Annotated in this window: 12 protein-coding genes and 2 pseudogenes; 4 read left to right on the top strand and 10 right to left on the bottom strand. The window is 52.4% G+C overall.

The genetic code is table 11. From position 1 onward, the window contains the following. Window positions 1–150: 150 nt before the first annotated feature. The 4 genes from uxuA to EDC54_RS00960 form a co-directional block, all read right to left on the bottom strand. Complete coding sequence (gene uxuA / locus EDC54_RS00980; protein WP_132452366.1) at window positions 151–1,341, bottom strand: mannonate dehydratase; 1,191 nt, start codon at window positions 1,339–1,341, stop codon at window positions 151–153. Between the two features lie 241 nt (window positions 1,342–1,582). After that, on the bottom strand, window positions 1,583–2,317 hold the full coding sequence (locus EDC54_RS00975; protein WP_132452364.1) for an FCD domain-containing protein: 735 nt from the start codon (window positions 2,315–2,317) through the stop codon (window positions 1,583–1,585). 325 nt (window positions 2,318–2,642) lie between these two features. Continuing rightward, window positions 2,643–3,713, bottom strand: coding sequence for a lytic murein transglycosylase B (mltB, locus tag EDC54_RS00970; RefSeq protein ID WP_165904248.1), 1,071 nt, complete (start codon window positions 3,711–3,713; stop codon window positions 2,643–2,645). A 203-nt stretch (window positions 3,714–3,916) separates the two neighbouring features. Further along, the gene (locus EDC54_RS00960; RefSeq protein WP_165904262.1) at window positions 3,917–4,258 is read right to left on the bottom strand and encodes a zinc ribbon domain-containing protein YjdM; all 342 of its coding nucleotides are present in this window, start codon (window positions 4,256–4,258) and stop codon (window positions 3,917–3,919) included. 686 nt (window positions 4,259–4,944) lie between these two features. On the opposite strand from EDC54_RS00960, the pseudogene EDC54_RS18165 reads away from it, so the two are divergent. Further along, window positions 4,945–5,137 (top strand): annotated as a pseudogene (locus EDC54_RS18165) (type VI secretion system tube protein Hcp); the annotation flags it as partial. Between the two features lie 482 nt (window positions 5,138–5,619). Here the strand turns inward: EDC54_RS18165 and EDC54_RS18205 are convergent. Next, window positions 5,620–5,877, bottom strand: a pseudogene (locus EDC54_RS18205) (integrase); the annotation flags it as partial. Window positions 5,878–6,105: 228 nt separating this feature from the next. Here EDC54_RS18205 and mutS point away from each other — a divergent pair. Further along, entirely contained in the window at window positions 6,106–8,670 is a 2,565-nt protein-coding gene (gene mutS, locus EDC54_RS00945; RefSeq protein WP_196238424.1) for a DNA mismatch repair protein MutS, read from the top strand. 57 nt (window positions 8,671–8,727) lie between these two features. On the opposite strand, the gene nlpE is transcribed toward mutS, so the two are convergent. Together nlpE and EDC54_RS00935 are read right to left on the bottom strand one after the other, a co-directional pair. Beyond that, entirely contained in the window at window positions 8,728–9,426 is a 699-nt protein-coding gene (gene nlpE, locus EDC54_RS00940) for an envelope stress response activation lipoprotein NlpE (RefSeq protein ID WP_132452356.1), read from the bottom strand. Window positions 9,427–9,494: 68 nt separating this feature from the next. Continuing rightward, complete coding sequence (locus EDC54_RS00935; protein WP_132452354.1) at window positions 9,495–10,049, bottom strand: YaeQ family protein; 555 nt, start codon at window positions 10,047–10,049, stop codon at window positions 9,495–9,497. 241 nt (window positions 10,050–10,290) lie between these two features. Here EDC54_RS00935 and EDC54_RS00930 point away from each other — a divergent pair, with 241 nt between their 5' ends. Continuing rightward, window positions 10,291–10,491 carry a YaeP family protein gene (locus tag EDC54_RS00930; RefSeq protein ID WP_132452352.1) on the top strand — a complete coding sequence of 67 codons (201 nt, stop codon included), beginning with the start codon at window positions 10,291–10,293 and terminating at the stop codon, window positions 10,489–10,491. Further along, window positions 10,478–10,738 carry a Rho-binding antiterminator gene (gene rof, locus EDC54_RS00925; RefSeq protein ID WP_132452350.1) on the top strand — a complete coding sequence of 87 codons (261 nt, stop codon included), beginning with the start codon at window positions 10,478–10,480 and terminating at the stop codon, window positions 10,736–10,738. The genes EDC54_RS00930 and rof overlap by 14 nt, the downstream gene beginning before the upstream one ends. A gap of 75 nt (window positions 10,739–10,813) precedes the next feature. On the opposite strand, the gene tilS is transcribed toward rof, so the two are convergent. The 3 genes from tilS to accA form a co-directional block, all read right to left on the bottom strand. Then, window positions 10,814–12,151 carry a tRNA lysidine(34) synthetase TilS gene (gene tilS / locus EDC54_RS00920; protein ID WP_132452348.1) on the bottom strand — a complete coding sequence of 446 codons (1,338 nt, stop codon included), beginning with the start codon at window positions 12,149–12,151 and terminating at the stop codon, window positions 10,814–10,816. Then, window positions 12,141–12,530: a VOC family protein gene (locus EDC54_RS00915; protein ID WP_132452346.1), complete on the bottom strand. Its 390-nt coding sequence runs from the start codon at window positions 12,528–12,530 to the stop codon at window positions 12,141–12,143. The genes tilS and EDC54_RS00915 overlap by 11 nt, the downstream gene beginning before the upstream one ends. A gap of 119 nt (window positions 12,531–12,649) precedes the next feature. Continuing rightward, window positions 12,650–13,609, bottom strand: coding sequence for an acetyl-CoA carboxylase carboxyl transferase subunit alpha (accA, locus tag EDC54_RS00910; protein ID WP_132452344.1), 960 nt, complete (start codon window positions 13,607–13,609; stop codon window positions 12,650–12,652). Window position 13,610: the final 1 nt, after the last annotated feature.

Here is a 13,610-nt window from a genome sequence, read left to right as displayed (position 1 = left end):
GCAGGCGGCACGCGGGGGTGCATCACCGGAAACGGATGACATCCGCCAAAGCAACTTGCAGGACAACGGAAGTACGTTAAATCCGTCGTAATCTTAACGCATCCGCTTTTAACAGACCGTGTTTACACACGGTCTGTTTTTTCATTACCGTTATCGCAAGTCGCTAAACAGCGTGCGCTTCAGCGCCAATTCGACGCCACGCAGCTCAGCCAACCCTTTCAACCGCCCAATCGCTGAATAGCCAGGATTGGTTTTCTTTTGCAGATCGTCGAGCATCTGATGCCCGTGATCCGGACGCATCGGAATCGGACGGCGGTCACCCGCCTTCTGGCGGCGCAGCTCCTCCGCTAGTATCCCTTTGATTACCGCGACCATATCCACATCACCCTCTAAGTGTGCGCCTTCATGGAACGAATTAGGATTGTCTTCCCGACAGGTCGCACGCAGGTGAATGAAATGCACGCGATCGCCAAAGTTTTCCAGCATATTGACCAGATCATTATCAGCCCGCACGCCGTAAGAGCCGGTGCAAAAGGTAAAGCCATTATGCAGGCTATCGACCGTCTTTTTCAGCCATTGCATGTCGTCGAACGTAGACATCACACGCGGCAGCCCAAGGATTGGGCGCGGCGGATCGTCCGGATGAATGGCCAGCCGAATCCCCACGCTTTCCGCCACGGGTACAACCTGGCGCAGAAAATGCCCAAGGTGTTCACGTAATTTCGCGTGGTCGATGCCCTCATACTCGGCCAGTCGGGCACGGAACTGATCCAACGTATAGCCTTCTTCCGACCCCGGCAGGCCGGCGATAATATTGCCCGTCAGGCGAGCAATGTCGGCATCATTCATCGCCCGGTAATAGTCGGCAGCCTGTGCCCGCTCATCCGCCGTGTACTCCGTTTCAGCGCCGCGGCGTTGCAGAATATGCAGTTCAAATGCCGCAAAGGCAATGTAATCAAAGCGCAGCGCCTTAGCGCCATTTGGCAACTCATACGCTAAATCGGTTCGCGTCCAATCCAGTACGGGCATGAAGTTATAACACACCGTATCAATGCCACACTGCGCCAGGTTGCGCAGCGTTTGCTGATAATTAGCGATATACTGCTGATAGCGCCCCTGCTGGGTTTTGATCGTTTCATGAACCGGCACGCTTTCCACCACTGACCACACCAGCCCTTTGACTTTCAATTCTGCTTTACGTTTTTCAATCTCCTCAACCGACCAGATTTCACCATTGGGAATGTGGTGCAACGCCGTCACCACGCCGGTTGCTCCGGCTTGCCGGATATCATCCAGTGAGACTGGATCGTTCGGACCGTACCAACGCCAGGTTTGTTCCATATCGAGTTACCCCTGTGTTTCATCAAGATGGTAAAAGCCTACCTCAGCGAAACAAGGTGTCAAACAGAACCCGAAAATTGGTTGATCAATTACACAAAAAAATCGAAATCTGGACTGATATGTTGCCCGCGATGTTCGCCGAACGATGGCATGCAGCAGGAAGGGGGAATTGGGCCTGCCCTGTTTATATCGACATGGCAGTCGGGCAGTCCGTTTCACAAGGGGAAAAACCAGAAGAGGATTAGGATTCCAGACGGGGAGGAACGGAGTCAAACAGATAACCGTCAAAAGCGGGATCGTCAACATTGGATATTTCCAACAGTTTAAATTTTACATTCTCCAGATGTTGCCACATGGCCTGGCGCGCCTTGTTTGCATCACGACGGGACACCGCTCTCAGGATAAGCTCATGATCGTCCAACCACTGGCGCTGATAGCTGTAATCATCGGTATGAGCATGAATCCCCTGCCACATCGGGCTATGCTTACGAGCCTGCCAGACGTCATAAACCATCCTGGCTAATACGCTATTTTGAGTGGACTGCGCCAACAGACAATGGAATTGCTCGTCAGCGCTTTCATCCACGTTGCCATTTTCAAGCGAAACCCTTTCCTGTTCGATCGCCTGCCGCATTTTTACAATATCGCTTTTGGTCGCCTGCATTGCCGCAAACGCAGCCACCTCGCTTTCCAGCAGTTGACGCGCCTGCATAAGCTCAAATGGGCCATAGCCGCTGTCCACCGCGCCGCCTTCTTCTTGAGCCGTTGGAAGTTGCATAACATAAACGCCAGAGCCTTTGCGCACGTCAATCAGCTTTTCCAACTCCAGCATTATCAGGGCTTCACGCACCACGCTGCGGCTAACATTATAGGTTTGAGCAATATCGCGTTCGGGAGGAAGACGATCGCCAATCTGATAATTTCCCTTTAGGATTTCCGCGCGCAGATTCTCACCAATTTGCTGATATAAACGCATACCGCTCTTTCCTTATTCAACAACAGCCCTAAATTGGCCTGACCAAATAAAATAAGAATGCCTGAATTACCTGAAGTATAACATGAAGTCAGACCGCTTCCGTCGGTAAACTCACTGCGTGCCAAAATGCTGTTCAGCCTGTTTAATCGCCTCAATAGGTCGAGGAGAGCCGCGATCGTCCATGACGACGATCTATGCGCGTTACATCGAAGCAATGTTGAGGAAAAAATGAAGAGGCTGGTAAACAATGCTGCCGAAGCGCGATGGGGATCGGGCCTGTGCGCCTCCCGCCGGAAAGACGGGAGGCAATTACCGCTGAAAAATGCTAGCGTGCGCGGCCCACCGCTTCACCCAGTTGCCATACCGCCATAGCATAGTGCGTACTGTGGTTATAGCGCGTGATCGTGTAGAAGTTCGGCAACCCGTACCAGTACTGGTAGCCCGTACCGATATCCAGTCGCAGCAGGCTGGCTTCCTGGTATCCCCACAACGAGTGCAGAGGCGTTAAACCTGCCGCCTGTAGTTCCGTGAGCGAGTAACGGGTATTAAACCCAGTCGCGAGCTGCGGCGCCTGACCGTTTGCCTGCACCGCGACCGGCGCACCGTTTACCCAGCCATGCGCTTTGAAATAGTTGGCTACGCTGCCTATGGCATCCACCGGATCCCATAGGTTGATATGTCCATCACCATCAAAATCCACCGCGTAACGTTTGAACGACGAGGGCATAAATTGTCCATACCCCATCGCCCCCGCATAGGAGCCACGCAGGCTGAGGGGATCGTTACCTTCCTTGCGCGCCATCAGCAAATACGTTTCTAATTCGCCAGCAAAATATTCGGCGCGTCGGGGATAATCAAACGCCAGCGTTGCCAGTGCATCAATAATCCGCGTTTTCCCCATCACTCTTCCCCAGCGAGTTTCAACGCCGATAATGCCGACGATGATCTCCGGCGGAACGCCATAAAGCGTCTGAGCGCGCTGTAACGCCTCCTGATACTGGTTCCAGAATACTACGCCATTCTGCACATTGTCTGGCGTAATAAACTTATTACGATAACGGTTCCAGGCACCGTTGGGCCCCGCTGGAGGGCGGGACGTCGGCGCCTGTCTGTCCATCAGGCGAATCACCCAATCCAGACTTTTCGTCTGGGCCAGTACATCATGCAACTGTTGACGGTTAAAACCATGCTCCAGCACCATTTTATCAATAAACCGTGCGGCTGCCGGGTTAGTCGCGAAGTCGCCACCTAATGGGTGAACCTGATGTGCAGGCTCCAGCAGGAAGCCACCGTTGAAAGGATTACCCGAAGGGGCTTCTGCGGGAGGCGGTGCCGGCTGACTGCTACAGGCGGAAAGCAAGATGAGCAAAGGGAAAAAACGAGCCAAACGTCGCATCAGATATCCGTATAGCAAGTAAGAAATCAATATTCGCTATGGTAAAGGATTGTCCGCTGTGAAAAAACCAGCCAGAGGTGAAAAAAGAGGGCTTAATTAAGAAAAGGGCAAACGCCCCTAAAAGCGGCCATTTGCCCTGAAAAACCGGAGGTGACGCACAGCGTTCAGCAAAAAGAGGGGAAGCGCGCGTCATCACGCCCAGATTAACTTTTCTTCACAAACTCGGATTTCAGCTTCATCGCGCCAAAACCTTCAATTTTACAGTCGATATTGTGATCGCCTTCCACCAGACGAATCCCCTTCACGCGGGTGCCGATCTTCAGCGGAGACGAGCTGCCTTTCACTTTAAGATCTTTAATGATGGTCACCGTATCGCCGTCCGCCAGCAGGTTGCCGTGAGCATCTTTTACGATGAGTTCATCATCCTGCGCAGCCGTATCACCAAGCGCCGACCACTCATTCCCACATTCAGGGCAGTTAAACATTTCGCCATCTTGCCAGGTATATTCAGAACTGCATTTCGGACAATGAGGTAACTGTTGCACCATAGACTCCTGAAAAGTAAACAATAAAAAAACAATAAATATCATTATGTAAATTACGCAGATGCGGTATTTTACCTTCTTTATCACCATTTTGATAGTGAAGCCGAAATTGTTGTGATTTTACTGCTTTTTCCCGTCATTATTACTTCGATGGCGTATTACCAATCAATATTCACCCGGGAAAAAAAGCAAGGGATGGAGGTATTGCGCGAACACGTCAAAACTGTATGGATTCAGGTAGATTTCTGATTATTTTTCGAACAAACATCGGAGCAAGCTGACGGAGTAAAAACCGAGTAAAATCAACATGGTTGAAACCACTGACAAGAGCTTCTTCCCCGCACGCCGATGGCAAAGCAGTAATGGATTAAATGTTACTCATTGATAAATAAAAATAATTCTATCATTTCCGATTTTGGGTATACAGAAGGGCGACATTTCGGATTATCCTCTCACCGCAATTAACATCAGCATAAATAATTACCACCACAACCATAAATAAAAGAAATCATTAAATATCATACATATTGCACGATAACGTCTATTGACTCATTTGCTAAAAAATACAGAAATTAGTCAGCCCATAGGGAGCAAGGATTTATGGGAACACGATTACGGATATCGTTAAGGAATAAATAATGGCACATTTGATTTATCTGAAACTCACTGATGTAAAGTAAGGTCTTATCTCTGCGGGCTGTTCAGGTGTGGATTCGATTGGCAACAAGTATCAGGCCGCTCATGAAGATGAAATTTTTGTTTATGAGTTAATGAATAGAATAACCCGGCAGGATAATGTTGCTCCCAACCCGAACGTCTCAATCCGGTGGTAACGAACTCTATTTCAAAATGGTGCTGGAAGATGCCATTATCAACGATAATCTTCAACATAAGCTTCAATATTGGCACATTCTTCCCTGATATTATTAATAGAAACTTTGCATTCCGATGAATGACTGGCATTTCTAATAGCGTCCATATTTCCCCCATATCCTTGACGTCAAAAAATATTGAGAATTATCAATACCACTTAATTAATTTCGAAAACGAGATGCTGAAACCTTTACTTCCAATTGCGTTAATAAAAAAAGAGCAATATAAAAGCTCATATGATAAAAAATTCAACCCTGATTTTAAGATTAGTGTTCTTTTATCCACCACTCATTCCCTGAATTATCTATTCTGCTAATCAGCTAAGCTTCCCCCCCTTCGGCTCAATCCCCTGCCTGAGAAGCGCTTTACGGGCACGTTCCTTGAACCCGTTGCGAGACTGCTCCCCTCTTTTGCAACGATATCATTAAGCTGTTCACGAAGCTCAGGCGATATCCGAATCCGGAAGGTCGGAGACTTGCCTGCCAATGCTTCATCGTCCGGGCAAAGTTGCGAGCCGTTTCGCGTGCCTGATCGATATTGGCAAAATCAGATACCTTTCCAATTATGGCTTTGGTAACGTCCTGTAGTGTTTTACCGACGGTTGCCGTTCGTTATCCAGAACCCACACGGCGCTGAATGATATAGGTTTTTTCCGTGGCACGGATTTTTACGCCAAAGCCGACGGGTGAATCACGATGGTTATCGGTGATAAGATAACGTCTTCGCTCTGAACCGGGAACATTGATGCTGCACGCTTCAGTGCCAAAAAACGACGCCACACCGAAGATAACGTATTGGTTATAATGGGTTAATTGAGTGTCATTTTCATTAGTTCATCCCTGATGGGTATCAACCGGACAAGATGTCTCTCGCATCTTATCCCGAGTATGAATTATGGATTCAGGTGGGTTTCTGACTATTTTACGGACAGCCATCTGAGCAAGCAGACTGAGTAAAAACCGAGTAAAATCAATATGAATGAAGCCACAGACAAGGACTTCACCGCCCACACGCCGATGATGCAGCAGTACCTCAGGTTAAAGGCCGAACATCCGGAAATTCTGCTGTTTTACCGTATGGGCGATTTTTACGAGCTGTTCTATGACGATGCCAAACGGGCTTCTCAACTGCTGGATATCTCACTGACTAAACGCGGCGCCTCCGCCGGAGAACCCATACCGATGGCGGGCGTTCCCCACCACGCCGTTGAGAACTACCTCGCCAGGCTGGTGCAAATGGGTGAATCCGTTGCGATCTGCGAACAGATCGGCGATCCCGCCACCAGCAAGGGGCCGGTCGAGCGTAAAGTCGTCCGCATCGTCACGCCGGGAACCATCAGCGATGAAGCTCTGTTACAGGAAAAACAGGATAACCTGCTGGCAGCGCTCTGGCAGGATAGTCGGGGATTCGGTTACGCTACGCTGGACATTAGCTCCGGGCGCTTTCGGGTCAGTGAACCCATCGATCGGGAAACGATGGCGGCAGAATTACAGCGCACCAACCCAGCGGAATTACTCTACCCTGAATCCTTTGAGTCTATGGATTTAATCGACAATCGTCATGGGCTTCGCCGCCGTCCGCTGTGGGAATTTGAACTCGATACCGCACGACAACAGCTCAACCTGCAATTTGGCACCCGCGACCTGACCGGTTTCGGCGTAGAACAGGCGAAGCTCGCGCTGCGCGCTGCGGGCTGCCTGTTGCAATACGCCAAAGATACACAGCGCACCTCGCTGCCGCATATCCGCGGGATCACGATGGAGCGCCAGCAGGACGGCATCATCATGGATGCGGCAACGCGTCGTAACCTTGAACTGACGCAGAATCTCTCCGGCGGTGTGGAAAATACGCTCGCTGCCGTGCTGGATTGTACCGTGACGGCAATGGGCAGCCGCATGCTGAAGCGGTGGATCCATATGCCCAGCCGCGATAGGGACACGTTAAAACAGCGTCAACAGGCCATCAGCGCTTTGCAAGACATAGTTCCAGCGCTCCAGCCCTCTCTGCAACAGGTCGGCGATTTAGAACGAATTCTGGCACGTCTCGCTTTACGTACCGCGCGTCCACGCGATCTGGCCCGTATGCGGCATGCATTCCAGCAGCTTCCCGTCATCCGCGAACAGCTTGAGCCGCTGGAAACCGCCTCGATTCGGCGTTTGGTCAGCCTCATCGGCCAATTTGATGAACTCCGTGACTTACTGGAACGCGCCGTGGTCGAAACCCCGCCGGTGCTGGTGCGCGATGGTGGCGTTATTGCGCCGGGTTACCATGCGGAACTGGATGAGTGGCGCGCTTTAGCGGATGGAGCCAGCGATTATCTGGATCGTCTGGAGATCCGCGAGCGCGAGAAACTGGGAATTGATACGCTGAAAGTCGGCTTTAATGGCGTACACGGCTATTACATTCAGGTCAGCCGCGGTCAAAGTCATCTGGTGCCAATCCATTACGTGCGCCGCCAGACGCTGAAAAACGCCGAACGCTATATCATTCCCGAATTGAAAGAGTATGAAGACAAAGTCTTAACCTCGAAAGGCAAAGCACTGGCGCTGGAAAAAGCGCTCTATGATGAACTTTTCGATCTGCTGCTGCCTCATCTGGCAGAGCTTCAGCAAAGTGCGGCGGCATTGGCCGAGCTGGACGTCCTGACGAATCTGGCCGAACGCGCCGATACGCTGAATTACGTTTGCCCGACGCTGAGTGATAAACCCGGTATCAAAATTACCGGCGGTCGTCACCCTGTGGTGGAGCAGGTGCTTCGCGCCCCCTTTATCTCCAACCCGCTCTCACTGTCGCCACAGCGCCGTATGCTGATCATCACCGGCCCGAATATGGGGGGGAAAAGTACCTATATGCGTCAGGCCGCGCTCATTGTGCTGATGGCACATATTGGCTGCTTTGTGCCTGCGGACCAGGCGGTCATTGGTCCGGTGGATCGCATTTTCACTCGCGTCGGTGCGGCGGACGATCTGGCGTCAGGGCGCTCTACCTTCATGGTGGAAATGACGGAAACCGCCAATATCCTGCATAACGCTACGGAAAATAGTCTGGTGTTGATGGACGAAATCGGCCGCGGCACCTCAACTTATGATGGGCTGTCGCTGGCATGGGCCTGCGCGGAAAATCTGGCGAACCGCATCAAAGCGATGACGCTATTTGCAACGCACTATTTTGAACTGACCACCCTGCCGGAAAAAATGGAAGGCGTCGTGAACGTTCATTTAGATGCGCGCGAACACGGCGATACCATCGCCTTCATGCATAGCGTACAGGATGGCGCGGCCAGCAAGAGTTACGGCCTTGCCGTCGCGGCGTTGGCGGGCGTGCCCAAAGATGTCATCAAGCGCGCGCGCCAGAAACTGAAGGAGCTGGAAACGTTATCGAATAGCGCCTCATCCAGCCATATCGATGGCGCGCAGTTGGCGTTATTGAGCGATGATGAGCCATCGCCGGCGATGGAGGCGCTGGAAGCTCTCGATCCTGATACGCTTACGCCACGTCAGGCTCTGGACTGGCTGTATCAGCTAAAGAAAATGCTCTGATACACCGTAAAAAGCAAAAAGGCACTGGAATAGTGCCTTTTCATTGTCAGCGCCACGTCAGTCTATCTGCGTATCACAGTTTTCGCGTGCGCTCATACGCGCTTTATCACTGTTGCCGGGGATGATGGCCTTGACCATTTGCCCTTCCTCCATCGACGGAATAATGGCGAAATGAGCCGTTAGAACAAGGAGTACTGGCTCACCCGCCGTATTTCTTACCCGAAAATATTGCCTTTCCAGCTCAGCGCTATCCTCCATCACGAAGGTTTTCCCCGTCGCACAGTCGGAGAAGGTCGCGACGTCCGCCATATAACGGTACATTCCCTTCATCGCCATCAGCGTATTGGGCAACGGCTGTTCTGTCTCCGTCAACTGATGAGGAAACGAGGCATTGATGGGTAGCCCCTGTCGATCCAGCATTTCCAGAGAATGACCAACGGGGCGGAAATAGCGTTTTTCCCCTTTACTATCGGTTAATACCAGCTTATCCGCGGTACGACGCCATTGCCCGTAAGATGCGAACGTATCAGGGCCTTGCGGTATCGACTGATATTGTTCACGCAGGATAAAAGTGCCGTCTTTTTCCAGAAACAACGAGGTATCAATTCCGTCGCAATCGGCACAGGGTAAGACGCCGCGATAACTTTGCGCCATGGGTTCCAGCGGTTCCTCCTGAACCTGCGAACGAGCATGGCACCCGATCAGCACTGACATTCCCACCATCAACAGCATACTGATAACCCGATTCTTCATCATTATTTCCTGCCGTCTCCGCCCTGTTGTTATCGTTATTACTCGCTATTTGGAAAAACTTCCGTCTGTTATCATCCCTGACTCTGCGCTATTTTCCACTCAGAAAATGTGATTTCCAGACTATTCTTGTCGTCAGACAGCCAGATCGTACCGTCCTGTATCGTAGCCTGCAATATCATCGTGCGTTGAATCAGCGTGGCAAGCAGGGCAAGCTGGCCATCATCCAGAAAACGGATAGCCAGATTTTTGTAGCCGGCGAGTTTGCCGGATATCCCCTTCCACCAGACCTGCGCCGCCCGCTCGCTGTAGGCATACAACACGACGGAACGCGACTGACTACAGGCTTTCTTCAGCCGTTTCTCATCCGGCAGACCGAGCTCGATCCACAACGCCAACTCCATCGTATCGTTGTGTAACCAAATTTCCGGTTCGTCATCCGCACTAAGCCCTTTAGTGAACCGCAGGTTCTCGTCCGCATGGCAAATCCACGCCAAAAGCCTCAGCATCATGCGCTGTTCAGTTTCAGACGGGTGCTGCGCTATTGTCAGGCTCGCGTCGTGAAAAAAATGCCGATCCATATCGGCAATATTGATTGTTGCTTTGTAAACCGTTGCTTTTAATGCCATCTGTAACCTCGTCGTTGTTCCGTCCCAGTCTACTTGAGTTGCCGCCATCCTCACAGTAAAGGTGATATCTGCCGCGTAACGGAGAGATTAGGCTTCTATAGGTTACTAATATCCTGCCGGTGCCTATGCTATAGTCGGTTGGATGAATAGCGTTTATCTTCGTAGGCTTACAACCGTTGCGCGCCACCACAGGCGAGAATGCATGAATGTCTACCGGGCTAAGCTTTCAAGGGAGGATATAGTGCAAAAATACTGTGAATTAGTACGTCGCTTATACGCAGAGATCGCCAGTGGCGATCTGGGCTATATACCCGATTCGCTGGGCTGTGTTTTAAAAACCCTGGATGGCATTGCCGCAGACGATGCGCTGCCCTCCTCCGTTAGGGAACAGGCGGCCTTTGCCGCCGCTAACTTATTGGTGAGTGATTATGTCAATGAGTAACGAATATCAACCCATCAACTGTGATGATTACGACAGCCTGGAAGCCACTTGTCAGCAGAATCTGACGCTGACCCTGGAACTACGCAACGGTGAAGTCGTCACCGGCAAGGCCAGCGACATGGTCTCTCGCAAACACGTTGAGTATCTGATTATTGAAGAATCGGGTGCCGCACGTGAATTACGTCTCGATCACATCGTCAGTTTCAGCCATCCTGATATCGGGAAAGTCGTCGTCAGTGAATCCTGATCCCTGTTTTTCTTTAGCGACACACGCTAAATGACGCTTACCAAAACGGACAACGCGAGTTGTCCGTTTTTCATGTCAGCCCTTTCGCCAGAGAACACGCCGCACGGGCTGATGTTCCTGAACCTGCCCTTCCCGCGTAACGAACCGTCCCACGGCGGCAATCAACCGTTCATTATAGAACACGAGCGGCGTGCGGTCGCGCCACCAGGGAGGAACGCCCAGCTCCTGCCAGAGTTTCTTGATCTGCCGTCCGCGGTCCCTTCCGACGATATGCACAATCCCGCTGGTCGAAAAGCGAATGCTCACCGTTTCCCCTTTCTCCGGCGCACGCATTGCCATACCACCCTCGTCCAGCGCCAGCGTCCCCAAATTATCGGGTAACGACAGCGGGCGCGACATGGGCTTCCACGGCAGGATACGCGTTTTTAGCGACGGCATCGGCGGCAGCAGATAGAGACATTGGCGAAAGCGGCGAATCTGCATCTGGTTCAATTGCAACACCGGCTCCGCATCCTGACGGCTCATCGCGACCTCATCCCATAGGCGCTGAAGCTGCTCGCGCGCAGGCATCATCGCCCCTTGCTGAGCCAGCCAGCGCCGCAGCAGCGCAAAACGACGCACCGGACTGAGCGGCAGCAAGCCATCAATGCTCAGTGCGCCATCCGGCTGGCATAGCGCCTGTAAAGACGCGTCGAGCAGTTCATCCAATAGCTGTTCCTGCTCGGCGCAAAGCTGGGCGCTACGTGCCACCGCAGAGGAGAAATGCGGCCAGCGCTGTGTCAACCGCGGTAAGATCTGGCGGCGGAGGAAATTGCGGTCGAAACGCTCATCCTGATTGCTGTCATCTTCAATCCAACGTAGCTGATGCCGTTGCGCATACGCCTCTAATTGATGACGAGCAACGTCTAACAGCGGTCGCATGAGGCGGTGGGCGCCAAGAGAGGTACTTGCCGCCATCGCTGATAATCCGGCCGGCCCGCTGCCGCGTTTGAGCGCCAGTAAAAAAGTTTCGCTCTGGTCGTCAAGATGCTGCGCCGTCAACAGCGTCTCCCCCTTCTGCAAATGCGCTTGCAGCGCCTGATAACGCGCGGCTCTGGCGGCGGCTTCAATGCCGCCGTTTTGCGCCGCGACCGTCACCGGTAACGAGGTAAACGGCACCTGCCAATGTTCGCACTGCCGGCGGCAATGTTCAGCCCAACTGTCTGCCAGCGGATTCAACCCGTGGTGCACATAAGCGGCGCGAACAATTATCCCCGAATGCTGGCGTGCCGCCACCAGCAAATGCAGCAGGACGCTGGAATCCAGACCGCCGCTGTATGCCAGCAGGATCTTGCCGCATCCGGCGATTTGCGCCATGAGCGTTTGGAGTAGTACATCACCGGGTTCGATATGGCTCACGGCATCAGATCTCATACAGTTCTAACGGCAAACCGTCAGGATCGGCAAAAAAGGTGAAGCGCTGCTGCGTTTCAGGATCGATTCTGACAGGCTCGCAGACCACGCCGGCGCGCGCCAGTTCGGCGATGGACGCCTCAACATCACGCACGGCAAAAGCCAGATGGCGCAGGCCACAGGCTTCAGGCCGGCTGATTCGCGCGGGGGGATGAGGGAACGAAAAAAGCTCAATGGTGTAACGCCCATTCAGTGAGAGATCGCCTTTCCATGACTGTCGGGCGGCGCGGTAGACCTCATTATTCAACGTGAATCCCAGCACATCACAATAAAATGCCTTGCTGCGCTCATAGTCAGAGGCAATCACCGCGATGTGATGTACGTCAAGCAATGCCAGCATGGCTCAGACCCTCATGGCAAAAAGTCCGCTGCCAGGAATGACAACGGACTTTCAGATTAACACCTGGATACGGCGTCGGATAATGTCATGGCGAATAACGCTATCCCGTCATCATGCGATCAGCAGTAGCCGTAATTCATCAAACGCTGATAGCGACGATTCAACAACTCTTCTTCACTCAGACCGTCAAGATCGAGCAAATCGGTCAGCAGTTGCGTTTTCAGGGATGCCGCCATGGCCGGTACGTTGCGGTGAGCGGAGCCCAGCGGTTCAGGGATCACGGAGTCAATCAGCTTCAGCTCTTTCAGACGCGGCGCAGTGATGCCCATGGCCTCCGCAGCCAGCGGCGCTTTATCCGCACTTTTCCACAGAATCGACGCGCAACCTTCCGGCGAAATCACCGAGTAGGTGCTGTATTGCAGCATGTTGACTTTATCGCCCACGCCGATAGCCAACGCCCCGCCAGAGCCACCTTCACCGATAACGGTGCAAATGATAGGAACACGCAGCGTCGACATTTCACGCAGGTTGCGCGCAATCGCTTCAGACTGGCCGCGTTCTTCCGCGCCCACCCCCGGATAAGCCCCCGGCGTATCGATAAAGGTGATGATCGGCATCCTGAAGCGTTCAGCCATCTCCATTAAGCGCAGCGCTTTACGATACCCTTCCGGCGCAGGCATACCGAAATTGCGACGAATCTTTTCTTTGGTTTCACGCCCTTTCTGGTGACCAATGATCATCACCGGGCGCCCATCCAGACGGGCGATCCCGCCAACAATGGCTTTATCATCGGCATAGGCGCGATCGCCCGCCAGCTCATCGAAATCGGTAAAAATATGCTTAATATAATCAAGCGTATACGGACGTTGCGGATGACGCGCCAACTGAGCGACCTGCCAGGCCCCCAAATCAGAGAAGATTTTGCGCGTCAGTTCAACGCTCTTCTCACGCAGGCGCTGAACTTCTTCGTCCAGATTAATATCCAATTTTTCGTCTTGACGGCTGACTGCGGTCAGCGAGTCAATTTTCGCTTCCAACTCTGCAATCGGCTGCTCAAAATCAAGAAAATTCAGACTCATA

This window comes from Samsonia erythrinae (assembly GCF_004342665.1).
GTDB lineage: Bacteria > Pseudomonadota > Gammaproteobacteria > Enterobacterales > Enterobacteriaceae > Samsonia > Samsonia erythrinae.
The sequence above is the reverse complement of the archived record's forward strand: the minus strand, read 5'-3'. Positions and strand labels throughout refer to the sequence as shown.

What these genes read in the sequence shown, in the direction of transcription:
- uxuA (WP_132452366.1), bottom strand. Translation starts at nt 1,341, where the DNA reads ATGGAACAAACCTGGCGTTGGTACGGTCCGAACGATCCAGTCTCACTG.
- EDC54_RS00975 (WP_132452364.1), bottom strand. Translation starts at nt 2,317, where the DNA reads ATGCGTTTATATCAGCAAATTGGTGAGAATCTGCGCGCGGAAATCCTA.
- mltB (WP_165904248.1), bottom strand. Translation starts at nt 3,713, where the DNA reads ATGCGACGTTTGGCTCGTTTTTTCCCTTTGCTCATCTTGCTTTCCGCC.
- mutS (WP_196238424.1), top strand. Translation starts at nt 6,106, where the DNA reads ATGAATGAAGCCACAGACAAGGACTTCACCGCCCACACGCCGATGATG.
- nlpE (WP_132452356.1), bottom strand. Translation starts at nt 9,426, where the DNA reads ATGATGAAGAATCGGGTTATCAGTATGCTGTTGATGGTGGGAATGTCA.
- EDC54_RS00935 (WP_132452354.1), bottom strand. Translation starts at nt 10,049, where the DNA reads ATGGCATTAAAAGCAACGGTTTACAAAGCAACAATCAATATTGCCGAT.
- rof (WP_132452350.1), top strand. Translation starts at nt 10,478, where the DNA reads ATGTCAATGAGTAACGAATATCAACCCATCAACTGTGATGATTACGAC.
- tilS (WP_132452348.1), bottom strand. Translation starts at nt 12,151, where the DNA reads ATGAGATCTGATGCCGTGAGCCATATCGAACCCGGTGATGTACTACTC.
- EDC54_RS00915 (WP_132452346.1), bottom strand. Translation starts at nt 12,530, where the DNA reads ATGCTGGCATTGCTTGACGTACATCACATCGCGGTGATTGCCTCTGAC.
- accA (WP_132452344.1), bottom strand. Translation starts at nt 13,609, where the DNA reads ATGAGTCTGAATTTTCTTGATTTTGAGCAGCCGATTGCAGAGTTGGAA.